This is a genomic window from Candidatus Pantoea deserta (genome assembly GCF_003813865.1).
Taxonomy (GTDB): Bacteria; Pseudomonadota; Gammaproteobacteria; order Enterobacterales; family Enterobacteriaceae; genus Pantoea; species Pantoea deserta.
Window position 1 is genome coordinate 64,029 of sequence record NZ_RMVG01000019.1, and the last position, 21,437, is coordinate 85,465.

Sequence of the window (21,437 nt, forward strand, 5' to 3'; positions counted from 1 at the left end):
CCGCTCCTTATTCATTCAGCCAGCTGGCCTGACGTTGCAGCACCGGCAGGCGGCTGCGGCGATGGTCAATATCCGGCAGCGCGGCCAGCAGGCCCTGAGTATAGGGATGTCGCGCGCGATCCAGTTCGCTGGCCGCCAGCGACTCCACGACGCGACCGGCGTACATCACCAGCACGCGGTCACAAAAGCTGCGCACCAGGCTGATGTCATGGCTGATAAAAATCAGGCCCAGACCACGCGCCCTGACCAGCTCATCCAGCAGCGCGAGGATTTGGAGACGCACCGAGACGTCGAGCGCCGAAGTCGGCTCATCGGCGATCACCAGCTCCGGCTCGGTGATCAGCATCATGGCGATCATGACGCGCTGCCCCTGGCCGCCCGATATCTCGTGGGGATAGCGCTGAAAGAGGCGTTCGGGATCGCGAATGCGCACCACCTCCAGCATCTCCAGCGCGCGCTTTTTCGCTGCGGCGCGCTCACCGCGATGGTGGCTGCGCCAGGCTTCGGCAATCTGTTCGCCTACGCGCATCACCGGATTAAGCGAATACTTTGGATCCTGCATAATCATCGAGATGCGCTGGCCGCGAATGGCGCGCATCTGCGCCGCGCTGGCATGTAGCAGATCGACATCGCCGAACTGCATGCGCGAAGCCTCAATCTGCGCCCTGGCGGGATGAAGATGCAGCAGGGCGCGCCCCAGGGTCGATTTGCCTGAGCCGGACTCGCCGACAATCGCCAGCTTCTCCCGGCCGAGCTGAAAGGAGACGCCGCGCACTGCGGCGGTGCGCTGGCGTCCGTTAACAAAGTTGACGTGCAGATCTTGCACGTCCAGCAACGGCGCGCCGTTATTCACTGCGGGGATCGAGCAGGTCACGTAGGCCATCTCCTAAGAAGTTGAACGCCAGGCTGTTAATCAGAATAGCCATACCCGGCACGGTAACGACCCACCAGCATTCGAGCATGTAGGTGCGGCCGCTGGCGATCATCGCCCCCCATTCCGGCGCGGGCGGTTGCGAGCCAAGACCGAGAAAGCCGAGTCCGGCGGCGGTGAGAATGATGCCCGCCATATTCATGGTGATGCGGATAATCACCGACGGCAGGCAGAGCGGCACGATATGCCGCCACAGCACGCGCAGCGGCGACGCGCCCTGTAAACGCACGGCTGAGATAAAATCCGCCTGGCGCAGCGACAGGGTTTCCGCGCGCGCCAGGCGGGCAATCGGCGGCCAGGCGGTCAGGGCAATGGCGATCACCACATGCTCCAGTCCAGGGCCGAGCGCGGCGACGAACGCCAGCGCCAGCACCAGGCTGGGAAAGGAGATAAAAATGTCGGTGATGCGCATCAGCGCCGCATCCACCTTACCGCCGAAATAGCCCGCCGTGACGCCCAGCAGCAGCCCAATCGGGCCGACCGTCACCGACACCAGCAGAACGATATAGAGCGTAATGCGCGCGCCCCACACCAGACGGCTGAAAATATCGCGGCCAAACTCGTCGGTGCCGAACCAGTGCTGCGCCCCGGGCGGGCTGAGCGCGTTGTCGAGGTCCTGTACCAGCGGGTGATAAGGGGCGAACCAGGGAGCGAACAGCGCCACCAGACAGAGCAGCAGCACAATGCCGCCGCCGATGGCCGTCAGCGGATTACAGGCCATGCGCCAGAGAAAATGTCCGGCGCGCGCGGCGAAGCGCTGGCAGCGCGCCAGCCGCTCACGCGCGGCGCTTACCTGCGGCGTATCGATCGATAGCGTCATACTTTGGTCCTCGGATCAAACACCTGATAGAGCAGGTCAGAGAGCAGGTTAAGCAGCACAAAGATCAGGCCGACGACCAGCACGCAGCCCATTACCGCGTTCATATCGCCAAGCATCAGGCTGCCGGTCAGGTAGGAGCCGAAGCCCGGCCAGGAGAACACCGTCTCGATCAGCACCGCGCCCTCCAGCAGCGAACCATAGGCGAGCGCCACCACCGTCAGCAGCTGCACCAGGATGTTGCGGAAGGCGTGCCGCCAGATCACCTGCCATTCGGTGAGTCCTTTTACCCGCGCCGTGAGAATGAACTCCTGCGACAGCTGCGCCAGCATAAAGCTGCGCGTCATGCGGCTGATATAGGCCAGGGAATGGAAGCCGAGCAGCGAGGCGGGCAGCACCAGATGATTTAGCGCGTTCCAGAAAACCTGACTGTCGCCTGCCAGCAGCGCATCCACCAGCATCAGCCCGGTGCGGCGCGGCACCACACCCTCAAGGCTAAAGTCGACGCGTCCCGCGCCGCCGACCCAGCCCAGATGGGCATAAAACAGCAGCAGCCCCATCATTCCGACCCAGAAGATCGGGGTGGAATAGCCCGCCAGGCTTACCACGCGCACCACGTAGTCGAGCGCGCCGTTGCGGCGCGCGGCGGCGATCACCCCAAGCGGCACGCCGAGCCCGGCGCCAATCAGGATCGCCAGCGTGGCCAGCTCCAGGGTGGCGGGAAAGACGCGCAGGATATCCTGGCTGACCGGCTGCCCGGTCAGCAGCGCATGGCCCAGATCGCCGTGCAGCAGGCCGTTAAGGTAGATGCCAAACTGCGTCCACAGCGGTTTGTCGAAGCCGAGCTGATGATAAACCTGCTGCCAGGTCGCCTGATCGGCGTCCGGTCCGACAATCGCCAGCACCGGATCGAGCGGCATCACGCGGCCAATAAAAAAGGTCAGCAGCAGCAGGCCAGAGAGGGTGACAAGCACCTGCGCGCCGCGTTTACTGACGCGCCGCAGCAGGGAAAGAGCGGCAATCATGGCGTACCTCCTGCCAGGCTTTCCGGCGTTTTCCACACGTCGCGTAAAAAGGTCGTGGCGGAGGGATGCGGCTGATACGCCTGCACCCGGTTGTTGACCACCACCGAATCGACCATCTGCGAGATCGGCATCAGCGCCGGGATCAGCCGATCGTAGCGCTGCTGGATCGCGAAATAGGCCTGCCGCTGCTTCTCGGCGTCGCGTTCAACCAGCGCTTCATCGATCATGCGGTTGAGCTGCGCGTCATAGAAGCCGGTACGCCAGCCCTGAAAATTGGTCAGGCGCGCGCTGTCGGCGTTGTCCGGGTTATACACCAGCGAGCGCAGGCTGGAATGCGGATGCGGCTCGACGCCGCTGCCGCCGCGTCCGACCAGCAGGCCAAACTGCCGATCGCGCATCGCGCCGTAAATCTGGTTGCCGGTGCCGGTGATAATGCGCGCGCGGATCCCCGCCTGCATCAGCGTGGACTGAATGGCGATAGCGACGTTAAGAAACGGCTGATCGGCCAGCACGCGCAGCGTGGTGTCGAAGCCGTCGGGATAGCCCGCCTCGACCAGCAGCGCGCGGGCGCGGGCAATATCCAGCCGGTAGCCGGGATCGGGCAGAGTCGCGGGCATGCCGGACTGGATCGGGCGCTGATGCAGTATGCCGTAACCCGTCATCAGGCTTTTGTTAATGCCCTGGTAATCGACCAGATAGCGGATCGCCTCGCGCACCTTCGGGCTGTCGAAATGGGCATCCTTCATGCTCATCGCCAGATAGTAGAGTGTGCCGCGCCGCACGCTGTGGATGCTGAGGTCGGGATCGTTGCGCAGGGCGCGCACGTCTGGGATCTGGATATTGCTGGCAATATCCAGATCCCCTTTCTCCATCATCAGGCGCAGGGTCTGTGACTCCTGTAAATGGCGAAATACCACGCGCCGCATCTTCGCCTCACCGCGCCAGTAGCCCGGCGCGCGGCTCATGGTCAGCACGTCTTTCGCCTGCCAGCCGTCGAGCCGAAACGGCCCGGAACCCGCCGCGTGCGTCGTCAGCCAGCGGTTGCCCCAGTCGTTATTTACCGCGTTCGCCTGCACGGTTTTACTGTCTAGCACCACCATGCTGCCCAGCGCGGCGAGCGAGTAGAGCACCAGCCGGGGATCGTTGGGCTTTGGCAGCCGCACCACCAGCGTCTGCGCATCCGGCGCGTCGATCATCTGGTCAACGTTATCCTTAGTGAAGCCGTAGGATTTCCAGACCGACGCCTGCGCCAGATTCAGATGCAGCACGCGGCGCATCGACCAGACCGCATCCGCGCTGGTCAGCGGATTGCCGGAGTGAAAGCGCACTCCGTCGCGCAGCCGGAAAGAGAGCGAGCGGTTGTCCGGCGCGATCTGCCAGCTTTCCGCCAGCGCGGGCCTTACCGTCGTCAGCTGGCGGGGATCCAGCTCAACCAGGCCGTCATAGAGGTTGACCACGATGCCGACCACCTCATTACCGGTCATGGCGGCGGGGTCGAGCGTAAGCAGATTATTCATATTCATGCCGACGATCAGCTGGTCGTCAGGCGTCTTCGCCTGTAGCGACGCGCTGCCCGCCAGCAGCAGCAGCGTGACGAGCCACGCGCCGCAGCGGGTACGGATAGTCATAAAGTCAGTCCAGCAGGTCAGAGGATTATTGTTATTTGCTGTACTTCTCTCTCAGCGTTACCAGCGATCAAGCGTATGGGTTTCAATCCAGCCGAAATTGATGTCTTCGCCGAGACCCGGTCGGTTCGGCAGCGGTACGTAGCCCTCGTCGTCCATCGGATCGATCAGGCTGTTGAGATAAGCAGGGGGCTGCTCATAGTCGAGAAACGGGTGCAGCAGGCCGCGCTCGTACCAGCGACAGTTGCGGATGGCGCCGACCACCGCCAGGCTGGCGGCGCCGTTGCCGTGCACTTCGCAGTCCATGCCAAACGCCTCTGCCAGGCTGGCGACTTTCATGGTGGCGCTGATGCCGCCGACCCCGTTGGCGCCAGCGCGCAGAATGTCGCAGGCGCCGGCGCGCACCCAGTCGGCGCGGCTGTGATGTTTGCCGCCCAGGCTCTCTGGTCCCAGCACGTCAATGCTGAGGTTATCCGCCAGCCAGGCGTAAGAGGCCATGCTCTCTTCTTCCATCGGCTCTTCAAACCAGCTGAAGTTCAGCTTTTCCAGCGCCTTGCCGATGGTCAGCGCCTCGCTGCGGCTGTACCAGTGGTAGCCATCCAGCATCAGGACGATGTCGGGACCCACCGCCTCGCGCACTGCGGCGCAGGCCTTGATATCCATCTGCGGGCTGGGCGCAAAAGCCACCGGCGGCATCCAGGTGTGCAGCTTGATCGCTTTATAGCCGCGCGCGACCAGTTTTTCGGCGAAGCGCGCATAGTCATCGGGCGTCGCCAGCCCGCCGGGCAGCTCATCGCCGCACATGGTGCTGCCGTAGGCGGGAATGCGCTCGCGATAGCCGCCCAGCAGCTTGTGCACCGGCTGGTTTAGCTTGCGGCCCGTCAGATCCCACAGCGCCTGTTCGACGGCGGAGAGCGCGCGCTCGGTAAGCTGATGCGCGCTGCCGCGCTGCCAGTGCGCCAGCGCCTGCCACAGACGCTCGCGGTCGAAGGCGTTCTGCCCAATCAACACCTTGCGAAAAAAGGCGTTGACTACATGGGAGCGAATGACTTCCGGAGGCGCGAAGGCGTATCCGCTGTCACCTTCTTCGGTGGTCAGGGTCAGCATCGCCATCTGAGCGTCGGTTTCCTCACCAGGATGAGAGTGACCGGCGCTGTCTGAGTGACGTTTGCTGGGAAAGGTAAAGTGAGTGACCTCAATGGCGCTGATCTTCACGGCACAGACTCCTTATGCGGCTCGCGCAGGATGTGAAATAAAAGTAAAACGGTGTTTCATTTCGTAATCTAGCGTTCACTGTTTGTTTACGCATTAGCCAAAGCGCAGTAAATGCAGCGGCATATTCAGGCAGGCGCACAGGCGAATGTGAACAGATTCACGAACCCTGGTGAAATTGTGAGCAAGGCCGCATCGCCAGTTATCCCGCAGCATTGTGCCGCTCACGCTTGCAGATACGGCAGGGAGAACCATTATTGTTGAACTCACCCGTTCATCATTAACCGGCTTTTTGGTCGAGAGGGCGAAAGGCAAGGAGAGAAATATGCGTGTTCATCATCTTAACTGCGGCTGCATGTGTCCGTTTGGCGGCGCGCTGTACGACGGCTTCAGCCGTTCGGCGCTGGCGCATCTCAGCTGCCACTGTTTGCTGCTGGAAACGGATGCGCACGGGCTGGTGCTGGTAGATACCGGTATCGGCTTGCAGGATATGGCGCGGCCCGGCTATCGGCTGTCGGGCTTCTTTCGCCTGTTCAACAATATTCAGTTCGATCGCAAACTCAGCGCCTGGCAGCAGATCGTCGATCTTGGCTTTCGGCCAGAGGACGTGCGCCACATCATCCTGACGCATCTGGATTTTGACCATGCGGGCGGCATCAGCGATTTTCCGCAGGCGCGGGTGCATCTGCTGCAACGCGAGCTGGACACCGCGCCGGTGCGGCAGAGCTGGTTGCAGCGGCAGCGCTTTCGCCCACAGCAGTGGGGCAACCACAGCGGCTGGCGCGGCTATGCCGCTGGCGGCGAACGCTGGTTTGGCTTTGACGCGGTCAGGGCGCTGGACGATCTCCACGACGAAGTACTGCTGGTGCCGCTGCCCGGTCATACGCTGGGACACGCCGGCGTTGCGGTGCGTCAGGGCGACGGCTGGCTGCTGCACGGCGGCGACGCCTGGTTTTATCGCGAAGAGATGCGCCACACGCAGCGGCACTGCACCCCTGGCCTGCGCTTCTATCAATGGATGATGTGCAGCGACCGCGAGGCCTGGCGTCATAACCAGCAGCGGCTGCGCGCGCTTTCGCTGCAAACCGACGCGCGCGTCACGCTGTTTTGCAGCCATGACCGGCGCGAGCTGGGCCTGCTGGACGCGCCATAAAAACTTTTCGCGCTACCTCTTTTCCTTCAGCCCATTTTGCGTGATAGTAACGGCGGTTTACATTAATAATTCTCATTATCATTTTTGTGGGTTAATTTGATGAAGAAATGGATGTTAGCGCTGGGGTTGTTGTGTTTAACGGGGACGGCTGCGGCCAAAACCATCACCGATGTGGCAGGCCGTCAGGTCGAGGTCGCCACCGAATCAAAACGCATTATTTTAGGGGAAGGACGGCAGATCTACCTGCTGGCGGCGTTCGATACCGAAGCGCCGTTTCAGCGCGTGGTGGGCTGGCGCGATGATTTTCATAAAGCGGACTGGGATGGGTATCAGGCGTATGAAAAACGCTATCCGCAAATCAAGGCGCTACCGACCTTTGGCGGCGCAAAGGATGGCACCTTTAACGTCGAACAGGCGCTGACCCTGAAGCCTGATTTGGTGCTGATGAATCTGGAATCGAAAGCGGCCACCGATGAGGGCAAACTGATCGAGAAGCTTCAGGCGGTCGGCATCCCGGTGGTGTTTATCGATTTTCGTGAAGCGCCGATGGTCAATGCGGAAAAAAGCATTCGCATTATGGGCGAGCTGTTGAATAAACCGGCGCGCGCGCAGGAGATTATCGACTTTCGTCAGCAGCAGATTGAACGCGTCACCGCGCGGCTCAGGGATTTTCACGGCGCGCGTCCCACCGTGATGATTGACCGCGCAGGCGGCTACACCGACGAGTGCTGTATGTCGTTCGGCAATGAAAACTTCGGCCAGATGGTTGAGCTGGCAGGCGGCCAGAATATTGCCAGGGATCTGATCCCCGGCACCTTCGGCACCCTTAACCCGGAGCAGATTATCGCCAGCCGTCCTGATGTGGTGGTGGTGACCGGCGCCAACTGGAAAAACTACAATACCGTGGGCAAGTGGGTTGGCGTAGGACCAGGCGCTGACGTCAGTGAAGCCAGAAAGCGACTGCAACAGCTGATGATGCGCGACGCCTTTAAAACGCTGCCGGTGGCGCACAACGGCCATGCGCACGCTATCTGGCATCAGTTCTACGACAGTCCCTATCAGTTTGTCGCCATTCAGGCGCTGGCTAAATGGCTGCATCCCGATCTTTTTGCCGATATCGATCCTGACGCCACCTTCCGTGAATTTCACCAGAAATTTTTACCGCTGCCTTATCAGCCCGGATACTGGGTCACGCTGCCTGCGGACAAGGGCTAAGCGCCTTTCGCGGCAGGGAGGCCGCATTCTGCGCTGAATCTTTCCGTCATCTTTCTTCATATTTACTAATATTTTACAGGCGCAGCGCATTTTATGCGCTGTAACGCTTAATGATATGGAGATGAGAATGACCAGAACCTCAGGACGATCGGCCCTGGCCGTGGCGCTTTACTCGCTGTTCGAACCTGTTCCGCTCGGCTTTTTTGTAGCGGCATGGATCTTCGACATTATTTACCTCAACAGTTTTGTCGTGGAGTGGACGCACGCCGCCAGCTGGCTGATCGCCATCGGGCTGGTTATCGCCATTCTGCCGCGTCTTGTCGCGCTGATTTATCTGTTTCGCGGCAGCCGTCGCGAGGAGAAGGTGCATTTCTGGATCACGCTGCTGGCCATTGTGCTGGCGATTGTGAATGCCTTTGTGCACAGCCGCGACGCGTACGCCGTGGTGCCGTCAGGCGTAACGCTGTCAACCATCGTGGTGGCGCTGATGCTGATCGCCAATGTTCAACTCGCGCTGCGCCAGCGCACGGCTTAAGGAGAAGCACCGATGAAAAAGCAAACGCTTATCGCTGTGGCGCTGACCGCGCTGCTGGCTGGCTGTGACAGCGGCGCGCAGCTCGACCCGCAAAAACAGATGGGTCCCAATCCGGAACTGCCTGAGGCGAAGAACTTCTTTATGCCGCCGATGCAGGTGCCGGAAGGCGTGCCGTGGAAGCAGGGAGAAATGCCAAAAGTGGCGCAGGGGCTGAAGATTGAAAAGATCGCTGAAAATCTTAAGCATCCGCGCCAGCTGCTGACGCTGCCGAACGGCGATGTGCTGGTGGCGGAGTCCAACGGTCCGGCCAAGCCGACCACGCGGCCTAAGCAGCTGATTATGGGCATTGTCCAGAAAGCCTCCGGCAAAGGCGGCGAGGGCGGCAATCGCATTACGCTGCTGCGCAACGTCAACGGCAAATGGGAACAGCACGCCTTTATCGAAAACCTGTTTTCACCTTTCGGTATGCAGCTTGTCGGCAATACGCTCTATGTCGCCAACGCCGACAGCCTGGTGAAGTTTCCCTATCAGGAAGGCGAAACGGAGATCCGCACGCCGCCGCAATGGGTAACCGATCTGCCGGGCGGCCCGATTAATCACCACTGGACCAAGGCGCTGGTAGCCAGCCCGGACGGCAGCAAACTCTATGTCGGCATCGGCTCCAACAGCAATATTACGGAGAATGGCATCGGCGCGGAATACCATCGCGCGGCGGTGCTGGAAGTGGATGCCGCCAGCGGCGCGACCCGCGTTTACGCCACCGGCCTGCGTAACCCGACCGGGTTGCAGTGGGAGCCGCAGAGCAATCGCCTGTGGGCTATCGTCAATGAGCGTGACGAGATCGGCTCCGATCTGGTGCCGGACTATATGACGTCCGTGAGGGAGAATGGCTTTTACGGCTGGCCCTACAGCTATTTCGGGCAGCATGTCGATTCGCGCGCGCAGCCGCAGCGTCCCGATCTGGTCGAAAAAGCGATTAAGCCGGACTATGCCCTCAGTTCCCATGTTGCGCCGCTGGGCCTGCTCTTCTATCAGGGTGAGAATATGACGCAGTATCGCGGCGGGGCCTTTATCAGCGAACACGGCAGCTGGAACCGCACGCCGCTTAACGGCTATCAGGTGGTCTGGGTGAAATTTGAGAACGGTAAGCCGGTGGGATTGCCGCAGCCGGTAGTCACAGGCTTCCTTACCGACGACCAGAAACAGGTGCGTGGATTGCCGGTCGGGCTGGCGGCGGATCGGCAGGGCGCGCTGCTGATTGCGGATGACGCGAGCAATACCGTCTGGCGCGTCAGCGCACAGTAAATCGCAGGCATAAAAAAAGGATTTGGCGTCATGGCCAAATCCTTTTTTTTTCTGTTCGCTTAACGGCTGGTAACCGCGCCACGAACGAGGTGCTCAGCACTCTCCACACCTGCGATTCTAAATAGCGCAGAGAAATATTACAAGTTTCATCAAAATACTGTATGGTTATACAGGTGTTGAGCGCGAAGCCTGACCTCTTGCTGACTGGCTGCTCCCAGGGGCGCGGTTTTACAAATCCCGGCAGGTACCAGGTGGTGCTGGCCTGTGGCTTTAGCAATGAGTGCCGCTCAGCGCTCTCCACAAAGATGTGCTCAGGCGCCCGGCGGGTAGAGTCAAAGCCTCGGTAGCCGAACAGCGCACTCCTGTTAGAGGAGAAGGAAAGTGATGGAACTGATTAGATTGCTCCTGGATCTTGTCCGGGTCATCTTGCAGATCATCGTTGCCCTTTTGCAACTGACCGGCCAGGCACACTAGCCGGAACTTGAATCAAGGCGGAGCTAACCACTCCGCCTTTTTTCGTGGGTTTTCCGCCTGACATGCCGCTGTCTTCTCGGTGTCATCTTTGCCCGTTTCCGCCGCGCAGAACTTTTTGCCGAACGCGGCGCCGCGCGTGATGGTCGGCAACGATGGCTGGCCAGGCCACGCCGTCATTGTGCTGCCGGTCGTGACGATCGGCGACGGGCGGTGGTAACGAAAACGCGTTCGTTATACAGCATGGTCGGCGGCGCAGCCGATCCGTCAGCGCTTTACTCCGGCCATTACCAGGCGGTTGCAGCGGATTGCCTGGTGGAGCAGGCCGCTGGCCAGCCTGGACGATTCCCGGTCCGGCGATATTGAGCGCGTCTGCGAACGTCAAGGCTGACTACACTTAACCGGTCGCAACCTTACAGGAGAGCCGTATGTTGACGCTTTATGGGGTACCGGGGTGGGGATCGGCCATTAGCGAACTGATGTTCTGCCTGTGTCAGGAACCCTATCGCTTCGTGGATGTGTCTGGCTTTGACCAGCCGGGAGACGCGCGCAATCAGCTGCTGGCGCTGAATCCGCTGGCGCAGGTGCCCACCCTGCAAAAAGATGACGGCACGGTGCTGACGGAGAGCGCCGCCATTGCGTTGATGCTGGCGGATCGTCATCCTTCGCTGATCCCGCCCGCCGGCACGCCGCAGCGTGAGCGCTTCTATCACTGGCTGGTGTGGCTGGTTACGACGATCTATCCCACTTTTACCTATGGCGACTATCCGCAGCGCTGGACCGTCGCAGGGGCGGAAGAGTTAAAGCAGAGCACGGATGCGCAGCGCAAACGCGGCTTTTGCTGGCTTGAAACCCAGATCGGCGGCAGCGACTATCTGCTGGGCGACAGCATCTCCCTGCTGGATGCCTATCTGCCGGTAATGGTGCGCTGGCAGCCGCGCGAAGCCTGGTTCCAGACAGAGACGCCGGGGCTGTGGGCGATTGCTCAGCGCGTTAAAAAAAGAGAAGAGTTGCAGAGCGTGGTGGCGCGCAACGGGCTGTAGCGCGCCGCGTCATTATTACAGCGCCTGCTGCGCCACGCCGGTTGTGGCCTGCGGCTGAAGCCGCTTCTCCGGCTGTAGCAGCGTCATTGCCAGCATACTCCCCAGCGCAATTACGGCGGTGACGGTAAACATCGCATTATAGCCGTAATACTCTGCCAGCCAGCCGCACAGCATCGGGGAGATAATGGAGGCCAGATTGGCGATGGCCAGCGTCATGCCGCTGAATGCGCCCACCGAAGCTTTGGGTGTTACGTCAATCACCACGGACCAGTAGACATTATTCACCATGGCGTTCAGGGCGTTGCCGAGCGTCATCAGGGCAATAATGGCGGCCGCCGAACCGGCGTAGGGTATCGCCATAAAGCAGCAGGCCGTGCCCAGCAGCGTGACGGCGGCGAACAGGTTACGCGCCAGGCGCAGATTGTTAAAGCGCGCCAGCAGGCGATCGGCGATCCGACCGCCGAGCAGCACAGTAATACAGGCGCCGCTCCAGGGGATCATCGCCACATACCACAGCGAGTGCAGATCGTAGTGGAAGCTATCCTGGAGATATTTGGGCAGCCAGGTCACCAGCGTGAAGGTGATATAGAGAAACGAGAAGTAACCCAGCGCATTGCACACCAGCGTCCGGCTGGTAAAGAAGCGCCACCAGGGCAGCGGCGTCTCGCCTTGCGCTTCCTGTCGCTGTCCGTCACGGATCAGCGCGCGCTCTGCAGCGTTGGCGGCGGACTGCTGCTCAGGCGAATCGCTGAAGGCGCGCGCGAACAGCAGCATCGCCAGCAGGGAGAAGGCTCCAAGCAAAATAAACATCATGCGCCAGTCGTTGGTCAGCAGCAGCAGGCCGACCGCAATCGGCGCGGTCAGCAGCGAGCCGATCTGGGTAGAGAGCAGACCAATGCTCAGCGCGAAGCCGCGTTCGTTATCCGGCGCCCAGTGAGCAATGGCTTTATTCATCAGCGCGTAGGCCGGACCTTCGGAAAAGCCGAACAGAATGCGCAGGGCGGCAAATCCCATAATGGCCGAGCCGCCAAACAGCGCCATACCCAAATCGCCGGCCCACGCGGTCGCGATCTCCAGCAGCGACCAGAGCACGCCCGCCATCAGCCAGACCTTCTTCGTGCCCAGCCGATCGGCGAGGAAGCCGCCGCACAGCGAACCGAACAGATAGCCAAAGCCGAAATAGCCCAGCACGGCGCCTAGCTGCACCTTACTGAAGTGGTACTCCTGCGAAATCGCATTGGCCGCAAATGACAGCGCGCCACGGTCGATGTAGTTAATTAGCGCCACAAGGAATAACAGGGAAAAAATAACGTAACGATAGCGACTCGGCTGCATACTGCGTCTCCTGCAAAAATAGGGTCAGCAGGGATTAAGCAAGATAGATGCCAGAAGGCTGACGGTCCCGGTTTACGCGCTTCAGGGGGAGTCAGACCAAATAATAAGCAGGCAAACTATTCGCCTGCGCATCAAAACGGTGCGTTCAGGCGGGGCGGGCGGGTAAAACCTCTGCGCGGCTGCGCTCGTGGAGAGCATACAGGGGCGGCTGGACAGGGAACCCGCGCGCCAGGTCCGGCTAATAAAAACCCGCAGAGGTTAAATTTGTGAAAATAAATTGTCACTGCTTTGAACAAAAGATGCGGTAAATACGAGAAACTTATAAGCCCTGCCGTACCATTCTTTGCTGCTGCCCGCCGTTACGCCCTGTAGCAGGCATGTCACCCTGTTAAATCCGTTAGCCATGCTAAAGACTCAGCAAAGCTCCTGTTTTTACGAAAAATTTACTTAAGTTAAAATAACGTTGAACTTATGTGTATTTATTTTATTTCCACCTTGAATGAGGAAGAAAGGGATCATGGTTAATAAGCTAACCAGTATTGTGATGGCGATTATCGCCGTGGCGATGCTGTATATGGGCGGAAAGCTTCTGCTGCTGGGCGGCAGCGCATTCTATGCGCTGATGGCGGCAGGTTTACTGCTCACGGCGATCCTGCTGTTTTTAAATAAACGCAGCGCCTTGTCGCTCTATGCCGTGCTGATGTGGATCGTGCTGTTCTGGATGATCTGGGAAGTCGGCTTCGATAAATGGCAGTGGATCCCACGCGGGGACCTGTTTGGTCTGCTTGGCGTGTGGCTGGCGCTGCCCTGGGTGGTGCGTCCGCTGACTCAGCGTCGGTTCCATCCTTTCCTCGGCGCTACCGTGGCGATCATGATTGCGCTGGTTATCGGCCTGTGCTTTTACGATCCGCTGCCGCAGCAGGGGACCATTACCACGGCGCGCACGCCGTCAGCCTCGACCGGCGCGGGCAGTGACTGGACGGCCTATGGCGGTTCCACCAACGCGCTGCGTTTTTCGTCGCTGAAGCAGATCACTAAAGATAACGTAAAAGATCTTGAGGTGGCCTGGACTTACCATACCGGCGATCTGCGTAAAAGCGATGATGCGACGGAATACACCTTTGAGGCGACGCCGCTGAAAGCCAACGGCATGCTTTATCTCTGTACGCCGCATAACGAGGTGCACGCGCTCGATCCGGAAACCGGCGCGGTGAAATGGAAATATGCGCCGCCGCAGGATCGCTCCTATATGCAGCAGCATCAGACCTGTCGCGGCGTGAGCTACTACGATGGCGGCAGCGCGACCGCCGGGGCGGCGACGCAGCCTGCGCTCTGCCGCAAACGCATTTTCAACGCAACCACGGACGCACAGCTGGTGGCGCTGGATGCCGACAGCGGCAAACCGTGCGCTGACTTCGGGCAGAATGGCGTGGTTGATCTGCACGTCAACATGGGCGAGGTGCGTCCGCACGCGCTGATGCAAACCTCTGCGCCGCTGGTGGCAGGCAATCTGGTGATTGTCGGCGGTTCGGTGATGGATAACGGCTTTAACCGCGGTAATCCATCGGGCGTAATCCGCGCCTGGGACGCCACCACCGGCCGCCTGGTGTGGAACTTCGATCCGGCTCATCCGGAGGCTACCCAGCCCATCGCGGCGGATGCGACCTATCCGCAGGATACGCCGGTCGCCTGGGCGACGCTGAGCGCCGATCTGAAGAATGGCCTGGTCTATGTGCCGTTCGGCAATGCCTCGCCGGATGAGGTGGGCATCGATCGCGATGCCAGCAGCAACACGGAAAAATTCCGCGATGCGCTGGTGGCGCTGGATCTCAAAACCGGCGCCTTTAAATGGCGTTATCAGAGCGCTAATCACGATCTCTGGGACCGCGATAACCCGTCTCAGCCGACGCTGGTGGACATCGACTACCAGGGCAGCGCTCAGCCTGCGGTGATCCTGCCGACTAAAACCGGCAATCTGTTTGTGCTTAATCGCCTGACCGGTCAGCCGATTTATCCGGTCACTCAGATGAAGGTTTCCACGGAAGGCGGCGTGGCAGGGGAAAAATTTGCCGCCACGCAGCCGGTTTCCAGCCTGAACTTTATTCCGCAGCCGTTAACGGAAAAGGCAATGTGGGGCATTTCACCGTTCGATCAGATGAGCTGCCGCATCGGCTTCCGCGAGCTGCGCTACGACGGCAACCCCTGGACGCCCGCCACGGAAAAAGGCTCATTGATCTTCCCTGGCAATATCGGCGTCTTTAACTGGGGTTCAGTCGCGGTGGATCCAGAGCGTCAGCTGCTGATTGCCGCGCCGGTACGCCTGGCTTATAAATACAATCTGATCAAGCGTACGCCAGCGACCGCCACCGAGCGTCTGTTTACCAAAGACGGCACGCCTTACTGGAATGAAAACTTCCACGGCGATTACGCCATTCACATTCAGCAGTTTGCCTCGTCGCTGGGCATCCCCTGTATCGCGCCGCCGTGGGGTCGTATGGTGGGCGTTGACCTGAAAACCGGCAAAACCGAATGGCTGCGCCGCATCGGCACCACCAAAAACCTTAACACCAGCTTCCTGCCGGGGCGTTTTCCGATTGGTTTCCCGATGGGCATGGTGGCGCACGGCGGCCCGCTGGTGACCGCAGGGGATGTGGTTTTCCACGGCGCAACGGCGGATAACTTTTTGCGCGCTTACGACAGCAGCACCGGCGCGCTGCTGTGGCAAACCGAGCTGGATGCAGGCGCTCAGGCCACGCCATCAACCTTTATGGGTAAAGATGGCAAGCAGTACGTGGTAATTGCGGCAGGCGGACACGGTTCGCTGGGCACCAAAAGCGGTGACAGCGTGGTGGCGTTCCGCCTGAAGTAATACAGACGGCTTCTCATAAATAAAGCCGGGCATAGAGGAGGGTGGGACGATAAACAGTCAGACCACGCCTCTGTGCCTTTCTGATGCTTAACTTGATGTAAGCTGACTAATGAGCAGACCTTTAACATGGTTGCCTTCAAGAAAGTATTGAAGGCAGTTCATCTGAGTAAACTCGCCGTCGCGGCGGGTATCATGACAATACTGAATTATGTCGCCAGTGGGTTTGTGAGAAAACGAAGATAAAATCTTCTCTCGTGATGCCTCAGGCAGAAGTATGCCCCTGACCGAAACGCTGAGTTTGCCTTTAAAGGAGGAGCACTCCTTATGCTGTCTGGTTCGGGCAATGGCAATAGCGGTTAAGTCTCCATGCCCCATTTCATTATCAGAAATAAACCAGTAGCTTATATCCTGTGACGCCAGGCAAAGCCATGACGCCCGATCGTCTTTATTCACCATCACGCCTGCCGTTTTGGCAATATCACTAAGGCGACTGGATTCCATTGCATATAGTCTGTCACCCACCGTCACTTCAGGCACAAGGCTTATGTTTGTGTCGTAATAAGAGTCAGGTAAAACATCCTGATAGTAGCTGGCACCAAAACCTTGCATCTGTGCCGCCAGCACTGCCGGGGAAGCCGTAAAAGTAAAAAGAAAAAAGATAAACTTCATTTGACTTCAAGCTCCCGGTCGCCACTAGCCCAGATGCTTTTTCTGACACTAACTGGCGCAATAATACAACCTTCTGACGAATCAAGCGGACGCTTTCTGCTCGCGCCATGAATACGAAAAGCAGACCGTCCACACATCGCATTGCTCAGAGAAGGGGTAAGGTTAAGCGTGTATTTTCCCGTGTGGGCTGAGTTGTAAGGCGCGCCGATGGTGTAATTTCCCCGTGGAAGAGGCCCCTTATTTTTTACGCACTCTTGAGAACTGTCGTTTTTATACCCTGTTGCGCCTGCATAATCAGCGGGGTAAGTTTCACCATTGCGCGTAAATGTGTGTGTTGCAACATCATATTTCCATGTCATTATGCTGTCCGTCCTTTCCATGAGTCAGAGTAGATAATATTGCCATCCAGATAATGCCATGTGATTTTTTCAAAAGCTAAATCAATGTATTCAAGGTGATCGCTCCTTACCCATCGCGCATTGTTTATGTTCATCATAAAAGGTTCTACTTCTGTTATTTTTACGTTCTCAAGGGTCGTTCTGAAGTACTCTTCTTCCTGCCCGCTGTAGTTGATTCGGTAAAATTTGAAGACAGCCTTTTTAAAGGTTTTACCAGAAGACAAAGCCTTGTAGAGATAAGGCGTCACGCCATCGATGCTTTTCATAAATGCAAAGGAACTGTATATCCGCTTCGCTGTGATATCACCATTCATCCAGTTAGCGGATTGTTCCACAGAGTACATGATTTCATTGACTTCAATACTTCCTTCCATTCCTGGTAAATCAACACCTCCTTTTATTAATTTTCCTTCCTCATCTTCAAGCCACAGATAAACGGGGGGAGCCATCTGCCAAATTCCTTTTTGTCGTTAAAAAGGGATTAGTAGCATGTTTTTCTGCGAATAAATATAAATATGAATATTTATTGATGCATGTCAAATTAATAAGTCGACAATTAATTTAACCAGTAATTCATTTGCGTTTATTTTCGGCGATTTATTTAATCGCACGATGGTCGAAAACTACATCATCAATACGCCAGCGCTTGTCTAAGCATCATCATAACAGACGATGCTTCTGAGGGACCTCTAAGCGCCCAGCGGGGCGCTTTTCGTTTTTGTCCTGAACCTTAGTTATGCCTGCGCCTGACGTTTCGAACGCGCTTCCAGCACCTTCAGCGCAATCTTGTCGCCCACGGCCTGATCGATATTGCGCCAGTACTCGAAGGCGCGCGACAGCACCGGCTCTTCGACGCCATTCAGCAGATGGCCGCTGACGTTATTAACCAGACGCTCGCGCGCGGCTTCATCCATGACCTTGTTAATCAGCGTATTCGCCTGACCAAAATCGTCGTCGTCTTTACGCAGCGTGTAAGGGGACCGCACCATATCGCCGCTGGATTCCCAGGTGGAATCGGTAGGATAACGCTCGCCGTCCGCTGCCGGACCGCCTTTGCTGTTTGGCGCATAAACCGGATCGGAGACCGGGTGGATACGCATCGCGCCATCTTTGCTGTAGCTGTTAACCGGCGACTGTGGGGCATTAACCGGGATCTGCTTATAGTTGACGCCAAGGCGGTGGCGGTGCGCATCGGCATAGGAGAAGACGCGACCCAGCAACATCTTATCCGGACTCAGGCCGATGCCGGGCACCAGGTTATTCGGCTCAAAGGCGGCCTGTTCAATCTGCGCGTGGTTATCGGTCGGATTACGGTCCAGCACCAGCTTGCCCACTTTAATCAGCGGATAGTCGTCGTGCGGCCAGACTTTGGTCAGGTCGAACGGGTTATAGCGATAGGTCTCCGCCTCGGCAAACGGCATGATCTGCATGTAGAGCGTCCAGCTGGGGAACTTGCCCTCCTTAATGGAGAAAAACAGATCGCGGGTGTGGTGGTCGATGTCATGACCGGCCAGCGTATCGGCTTCCTCCTGGGTAAGGAACTCGATGCCCTGATCGGTGTGGAAGTGGTATTTCACCCAGAATTTTTCACCCTGGGCGTTAACCCACATATAGGTATGGCTGGAGTAGCCATTCATATGCCGCCAGGTTTTCGGAATGCCGCGATCGCCCATCAGCCAGGTGACCTGGTGTGACGACTCCGGCGAAAGGGTCCAGAAATCCCACTGCATATCGTTATCGCGCAGGTTATTGTCGGCGCGACGCTTTTGCGAGCGGATGAAGTGCTGGAATTTCATGGGGTCGCGAATAAAGAAGACCGGCGTGTTGTTGCCCACCATGTCGTAGTTGCCTTCGGTGGTATAGAACTTCAGGGCGAAACCGCGCGGATCGCGCCAGGTATCCGGACTGCCGCGTTCGCCAGCCACCGTAGAGAAGCGCAGCAGCACGTCGGTGCGCGTGCCAGGCTGGAACACGGCGGCTTTGGTGTACTTGCTGACATCATCGGTGACGAGAAAGTAGCCGAACGCGCCGCTGCCTTTGGCGTGCGGCTGGCGCTCAGGGATACGCTCACGGTTGAAATTGGCCATCTGCTCAATGAGATAGTGGTCGTGCAATACCAGCGGGCCGTCAGGGCCGACCGACAGCGAGTGTTCATCGCTGGCGACGGGAATGCCAGCGTCCGTGGTTGTCGGTTTACGCTCATCATTGCTCATAAGTTCTCTCCATTTTTATAGGGGTATGGCAACCATTAAGCGTAGTTAAGAATTGTGGCTCTGCCGTAGCAGAATGATGATGATTGTGAAAGGCGATGCGAAAAAAAAGAGGCGGGTAGCGCTCAGGCGGAATGCCTGAGCGCGGCAAAGCTTATTTGTCGGTGCCGAAGCCCTGTTTTTTCAGCGCGCCCAGCACGTGCGGAAAGTAGATGTTCTGATAATAGCCGCTGACGCTCTCGCTCCAGCTTTCGCCGTCGGCGCGACCAATGTTCTGCCAGTGCTGCACCATCTCCTGGTTATAGGCGGCGATTTTCTCCTCCAGACCAGCGGTACGGTAGGCCTCCTCGTGACGGAAGGTCTCCAGCGGCAGACGCGGTTTCATATGCGACGGCTCGTCAACATAACCCATCACCACGCCGGCAACCGGGAAGGTGTATTCCGGCAGTTCCAGAAGGCTAATCAGCGCGTCAGGATCGCGACGGATGCCGCCAATCGGCACAATGCCCAGACCTTCAGCGCGCGCGGCGGCCATCACGGAGCCGAGAGCGATGCCGACATCCGTGGCGCCGGAAACGATACTTTCAATGCTCTGCTGAGCAATCTGCTCGCGATCGATGGCGTTCATGGCGACGCGGGACTTATGCATATCCAGCACAAAAGTCAGAAACACAGGCGCTTTGGCGATCCACGGCTGGCCGCCTGCAATCTGGGAAATCTGCGCGCGCTTCGCCGCATCGCGCGTCACTACGACGGAAACCTGCTGTGAGTTAACCGAAGTCGGAGCGCGGTAAGCCGTACTGATGATGCGATCCAGAATCGCATCGTCAACGACTTGCTCAGTAAAACTGCGTTCGCTTTTATGGCTGGTGAAAATATCAATAATCGAGTTCATGGATCCTCCAGATGTGGAGGCTAAGAGTAGCAGTAATCCACAGGGCCCGGTTTAACCGCATTGGTCATTGGGACGACCTGATTGCATTCAGTGATTTAAGCGGCGCGCGCGCAGTGAGCCAGCACGCATTTCAAAGTAAAAGGAAAACGGCGATAATGAGCTAACTATCTGAATGCGCAGACCTTCTGGGCAATGCCACAGTGTCGACCAGGCAGGTACACATAACCACAGCGCGTCTGACTGCGTATATCTGTAGCGATACGCCTGATGAACGCAACATCATCACGCCTGTCTGGACATCAACGGGAGAAGGGCATGAACAGGACCCCGGCACTACGCCGTGCAGTTTTATTGTGTGGCATGATCTTTAGCAGTTCGCTGCTGGCGCAGACGTTTGTCTACATATCGGCAGCCGATGACGGCGCTATCGCCCGCTATGCGCTTAATGAGCAAACCGGCGCGTTGCATCGCCTTGGCGATACCCCCGCGGGCGGTAAAGTGATGCCGATGGCGCTTTCCCCGGACCAGCGCACCCTGTATGCCGCAGTGCGCAGCCAGCCAGTGCGGCTGGTCAGCTGGTCGATAAACAGCAACACCGGCGCGTTAACGCCTGCGTCGGAGAGCGCGGCGGCGGCAAGCTACCCCTTTATCAGCCTCGACAGACAAGGGCGCTTTTTACTGGCCGCCTCGTATGACGGCGGCGTGGCGCACGTTTATCGCCTCAGTAAGGGCGGAAAGGTCGTGACGCCTCTGATTGCAGAGGTGCAAACCGGACACGGGGCGCACTCTGTCATTACCGATGCCACCAACCGCTCAGTTTATGTCGGCGTGCTGGGGCGCGATCGCGTGTTGCAGTTCAGCCTGCATCCGGACGGCCAGCTTACGCCCATCGGCAAAGGGTTCGCCGCCACGCCTGAAAAGGGCGGCGCGCGCCACTCGGTCATATCACCCGATAATCGTTTCCTTTATAACATTGGCGAAATGAGCGGCGGCATTACTCAGTTTGCCCGTCAGCCTGATGGCGCGCTGCAACAGGTCGCGGAATACCCCAGCGCGGTGGCGCAAGTCTACCATTTGCAGCCGGGCGTTGAACGCACGGCCAGCTATAGCGATACGACGCCGCGCATCTGGGCCGCCGATATTAAAATCACGCCCGACGGACGCTTTCTCTATGCGACGGAGCGCACCAGCAGCACGGTAACCGGCTATCGCATCGAGGCCGGGGGCAAGCTGCGGCTGATTAACCACTGGCCGGTAGAGAAGCAGCCGCGCGGCATCGCCGTCTCGCCGGACGGGCGCTGGCTCATCGTCAGCGGGGAAAAGAGCGCGGTAACCGGTAGCTATGCCATTGACCGGGAAACCGGGGCGCTGCGCAGGGTGGCGGAAGCGCCGGTCGGCAGAGCGGCTAACTGGGTCACAATCGTCAGCTTCAACCCGTCATAAGTGCGACCAGGACGCCATATAAAAGCGCCGCCGCCGCAGGCGGCGTTTTTGTCTCTCTTCACAATAAGAGATATGAAAATAACAAAAACAGATTTGCGCATTAATCATAACGCCGCGCGCTTTCCTGCTATTTTTCTTATTTATCACCTTGCTCTTGCCAGTCTATTCGTCGCCGCGCGGCGCTGACGCTTAATAGCCGAAAAATGAATTAGCTTTTCTGTATTTGTAACAACCACGCTATTTACTTGTTTCAAACCGCCTGCTTATTATCCCCCTGATTTATTAA

Annotated in this window: 19 protein-coding genes; 8 read left to right on the forward strand and 11 right to left on the reverse strand. The window is 58.3% G+C overall.

Annotated elements, in window-relative coordinates; all coding sequences use genetic code 11:
• Nucleotides 1-7: 7 nt before the first annotated feature.
• The 5 genes from BBB56_RS19530 to BBB56_RS19550 are packed head-to-tail and all read right to left on the reverse strand — an operon-like array spanning nt 8 to nt 5,613.
• Nucleotides 8-874: an ABC transporter ATP-binding protein gene (locus BBB56_RS19530; protein ID WP_123802590.1), complete on the reverse strand. Its 867-nt coding sequence runs from the start codon at nt 872-874 to the stop codon at nt 8-10.
• Nucleotides 846-1,751, reverse strand: coding sequence for an ABC transporter permease (locus BBB56_RS19535; RefSeq protein WP_123802591.1), 906 nt, complete (start codon nt 1,749-1,751; stop codon nt 846-848). Before BBB56_RS19535 ends, BBB56_RS19530 begins: the two co-directional genes overlap by 29 nt.
• Entirely contained in the window at nt 1,748-2,773 is a 1,026-nt protein-coding gene (locus tag BBB56_RS19540; RefSeq protein WP_123802592.1) for an ABC transporter permease, read from the reverse strand. Before BBB56_RS19540 ends, BBB56_RS19535 begins: the two co-directional genes overlap by 4 nt.
• The gene (locus tag BBB56_RS19545) at nt 2,770-4,401 is read right to left on the reverse strand and encodes an ABC transporter substrate-binding protein (RefSeq protein ID WP_123802593.1); all 1,632 of its coding nucleotides are present in this window, start codon (nt 4,399-4,401) and stop codon (nt 2,770-2,772) included. Before BBB56_RS19545 ends, BBB56_RS19540 begins: the two co-directional genes overlap by 4 nt.
• Nucleotides 4,402-4,458: 57 nt before the next feature.
• On the reverse strand, nt 4,459-5,613 hold the full coding sequence (locus BBB56_RS19550) for a mandelate racemase family protein (protein ID WP_123802594.1): 1,155 nt from the start codon (nt 5,611-5,613) through the stop codon (nt 4,459-4,461).
• Between the two features lie 322 nt (nt 5,614-5,935).
• Here BBB56_RS19550 and BBB56_RS19555 point away from each other — a divergent pair, with 322 nt between their 5' ends.
• The 6 genes from BBB56_RS19555 to BBB56_RS19585 all read left to right on the forward strand — a co-directional run bounded on the left by BBB56_RS19555 (nt 5,936) and on the right by BBB56_RS19585 (nt 11,332).
• Nucleotides 5,936-6,763 (forward strand): MBL fold metallo-hydrolase, encoded by an 828-nt coding sequence (locus BBB56_RS19555; protein ID WP_123802595.1) that lies wholly within the window; start codon nt 5,936-5,938, stop codon nt 6,761-6,763.
• 99 nt (nt 6,764-6,862) lie between these two features.
• A complete protein-coding gene (locus BBB56_RS19560) occupies nt 6,863-7,978 on the forward strand; it encodes an ABC transporter substrate-binding protein (protein WP_123802596.1) in 1,116 nt (371 codons plus the stop codon).
• Between the two features lie 127 nt (nt 7,979-8,105).
• Nucleotides 8,106-8,513, forward strand: coding sequence for a DUF2231 domain-containing protein (locus tag BBB56_RS19565; protein ID WP_123802597.1), 408 nt, complete (start codon nt 8,106-8,108; stop codon nt 8,511-8,513).
• Between the two features lie 12 nt (nt 8,514-8,525).
• Nucleotides 8,526-9,818: a PQQ-dependent sugar dehydrogenase gene (locus BBB56_RS19570; RefSeq protein ID WP_123802598.1), complete on the forward strand. Its 1,293-nt coding sequence runs from the start codon at nt 8,526-8,528 to the stop codon at nt 9,816-9,818.
• 553 nt (nt 9,819-10,371) lie between these two features.
• Nucleotides 10,372-10,509 (forward strand): hypothetical protein, encoded by a 138-nt coding sequence (locus tag BBB56_RS23830; RefSeq protein WP_233593069.1) that lies wholly within the window; start codon nt 10,372-10,374, stop codon nt 10,507-10,509.
• A gap of 208 nt (nt 10,510-10,717) precedes the next feature.
• A complete protein-coding gene (locus BBB56_RS19585) occupies nt 10,718-11,332 on the forward strand; it encodes a glutathione S-transferase family protein (protein WP_123802599.1) in 615 nt (204 codons plus the stop codon).
• A gap of 15 nt (nt 11,333-11,347) precedes the next feature.
• Here the strand turns inward: BBB56_RS19585 and BBB56_RS19590 are convergent, their stop codons facing one another.
• The gene (locus tag BBB56_RS19590; RefSeq protein WP_123802600.1) at nt 11,348-12,667 is read right to left on the reverse strand and encodes an MFS transporter; all 1,320 of its coding nucleotides are present in this window, start codon (nt 12,665-12,667) and stop codon (nt 11,348-11,350) included.
• Nucleotides 12,668-13,184: 517 nt separating this feature from the next.
• Between BBB56_RS19590 and BBB56_RS19595 the strand changes: the two genes are divergently transcribed.
• Nucleotides 13,185-15,536 (forward strand): membrane-bound PQQ-dependent dehydrogenase, glucose/quinate/shikimate family, encoded by a 2,352-nt coding sequence (locus BBB56_RS19595; RefSeq protein WP_123802601.1) that lies wholly within the window; start codon nt 13,185-13,187, stop codon nt 15,534-15,536.
• Nucleotides 15,537-15,623: 87 nt separating this feature from the next.
• Here the strand turns inward: BBB56_RS19595 and BBB56_RS19600 are convergent, their stop codons facing one another.
• The 5 genes from BBB56_RS19600 to BBB56_RS19620 all read right to left on the reverse strand — a co-directional run bounded on the left by BBB56_RS19600 (nt 15,624) and on the right by BBB56_RS19620 (nt 19,708).
• Nucleotides 15,624-16,205 (reverse strand): hypothetical protein, encoded by a 582-nt coding sequence (locus BBB56_RS19600; protein WP_123802602.1) that lies wholly within the window; start codon nt 16,203-16,205, stop codon nt 15,624-15,626.
• On the reverse strand, nt 16,202-16,564 hold the full coding sequence (locus tag BBB56_RS19605) for a tlde1 domain-containing protein (RefSeq protein ID WP_123802603.1): 363 nt from the start codon (nt 16,562-16,564) through the stop codon (nt 16,202-16,204). Before BBB56_RS19605 ends, BBB56_RS19600 begins: the two co-directional genes overlap by 4 nt.
• On the reverse strand, nt 16,564-17,052 hold the full coding sequence (locus tag BBB56_RS19610; protein ID WP_123802604.1) for an Hcp family type VI secretion system effector: 489 nt from the start codon (nt 17,050-17,052) through the stop codon (nt 16,564-16,566). Before BBB56_RS19610 ends, BBB56_RS19605 begins: the two co-directional genes overlap by 1 nt.
• A gap of 285 nt (nt 17,053-17,337) precedes the next feature.
• Nucleotides 17,338-18,816, reverse strand: a complete 1,479-nt coding sequence (locus tag BBB56_RS19615; RefSeq protein ID WP_123802605.1) for a catalase — start codon at nt 18,814-18,816, stop codon at nt 17,338-17,340.
• Between the two features lie 151 nt (nt 18,817-18,967).
• Nucleotides 18,968-19,708, reverse strand: a complete 741-nt coding sequence (locus BBB56_RS19620; protein WP_123802606.1) for a nitroreductase family protein — start codon at nt 19,706-19,708, stop codon at nt 18,968-18,970.
• A gap of 315 nt (nt 19,709-20,023) precedes the next feature.
• Here BBB56_RS19620 and BBB56_RS19625 point away from each other — a divergent pair, with 315 nt between their 5' ends.
• Nucleotides 20,024-21,151, forward strand: a complete 1,128-nt coding sequence (locus tag BBB56_RS19625; protein ID WP_123802607.1) for a lactonase family protein — start codon at nt 20,024-20,026, stop codon at nt 21,149-21,151.
• Nucleotides 21,152-21,437 lie beyond the last annotated feature (286 nt).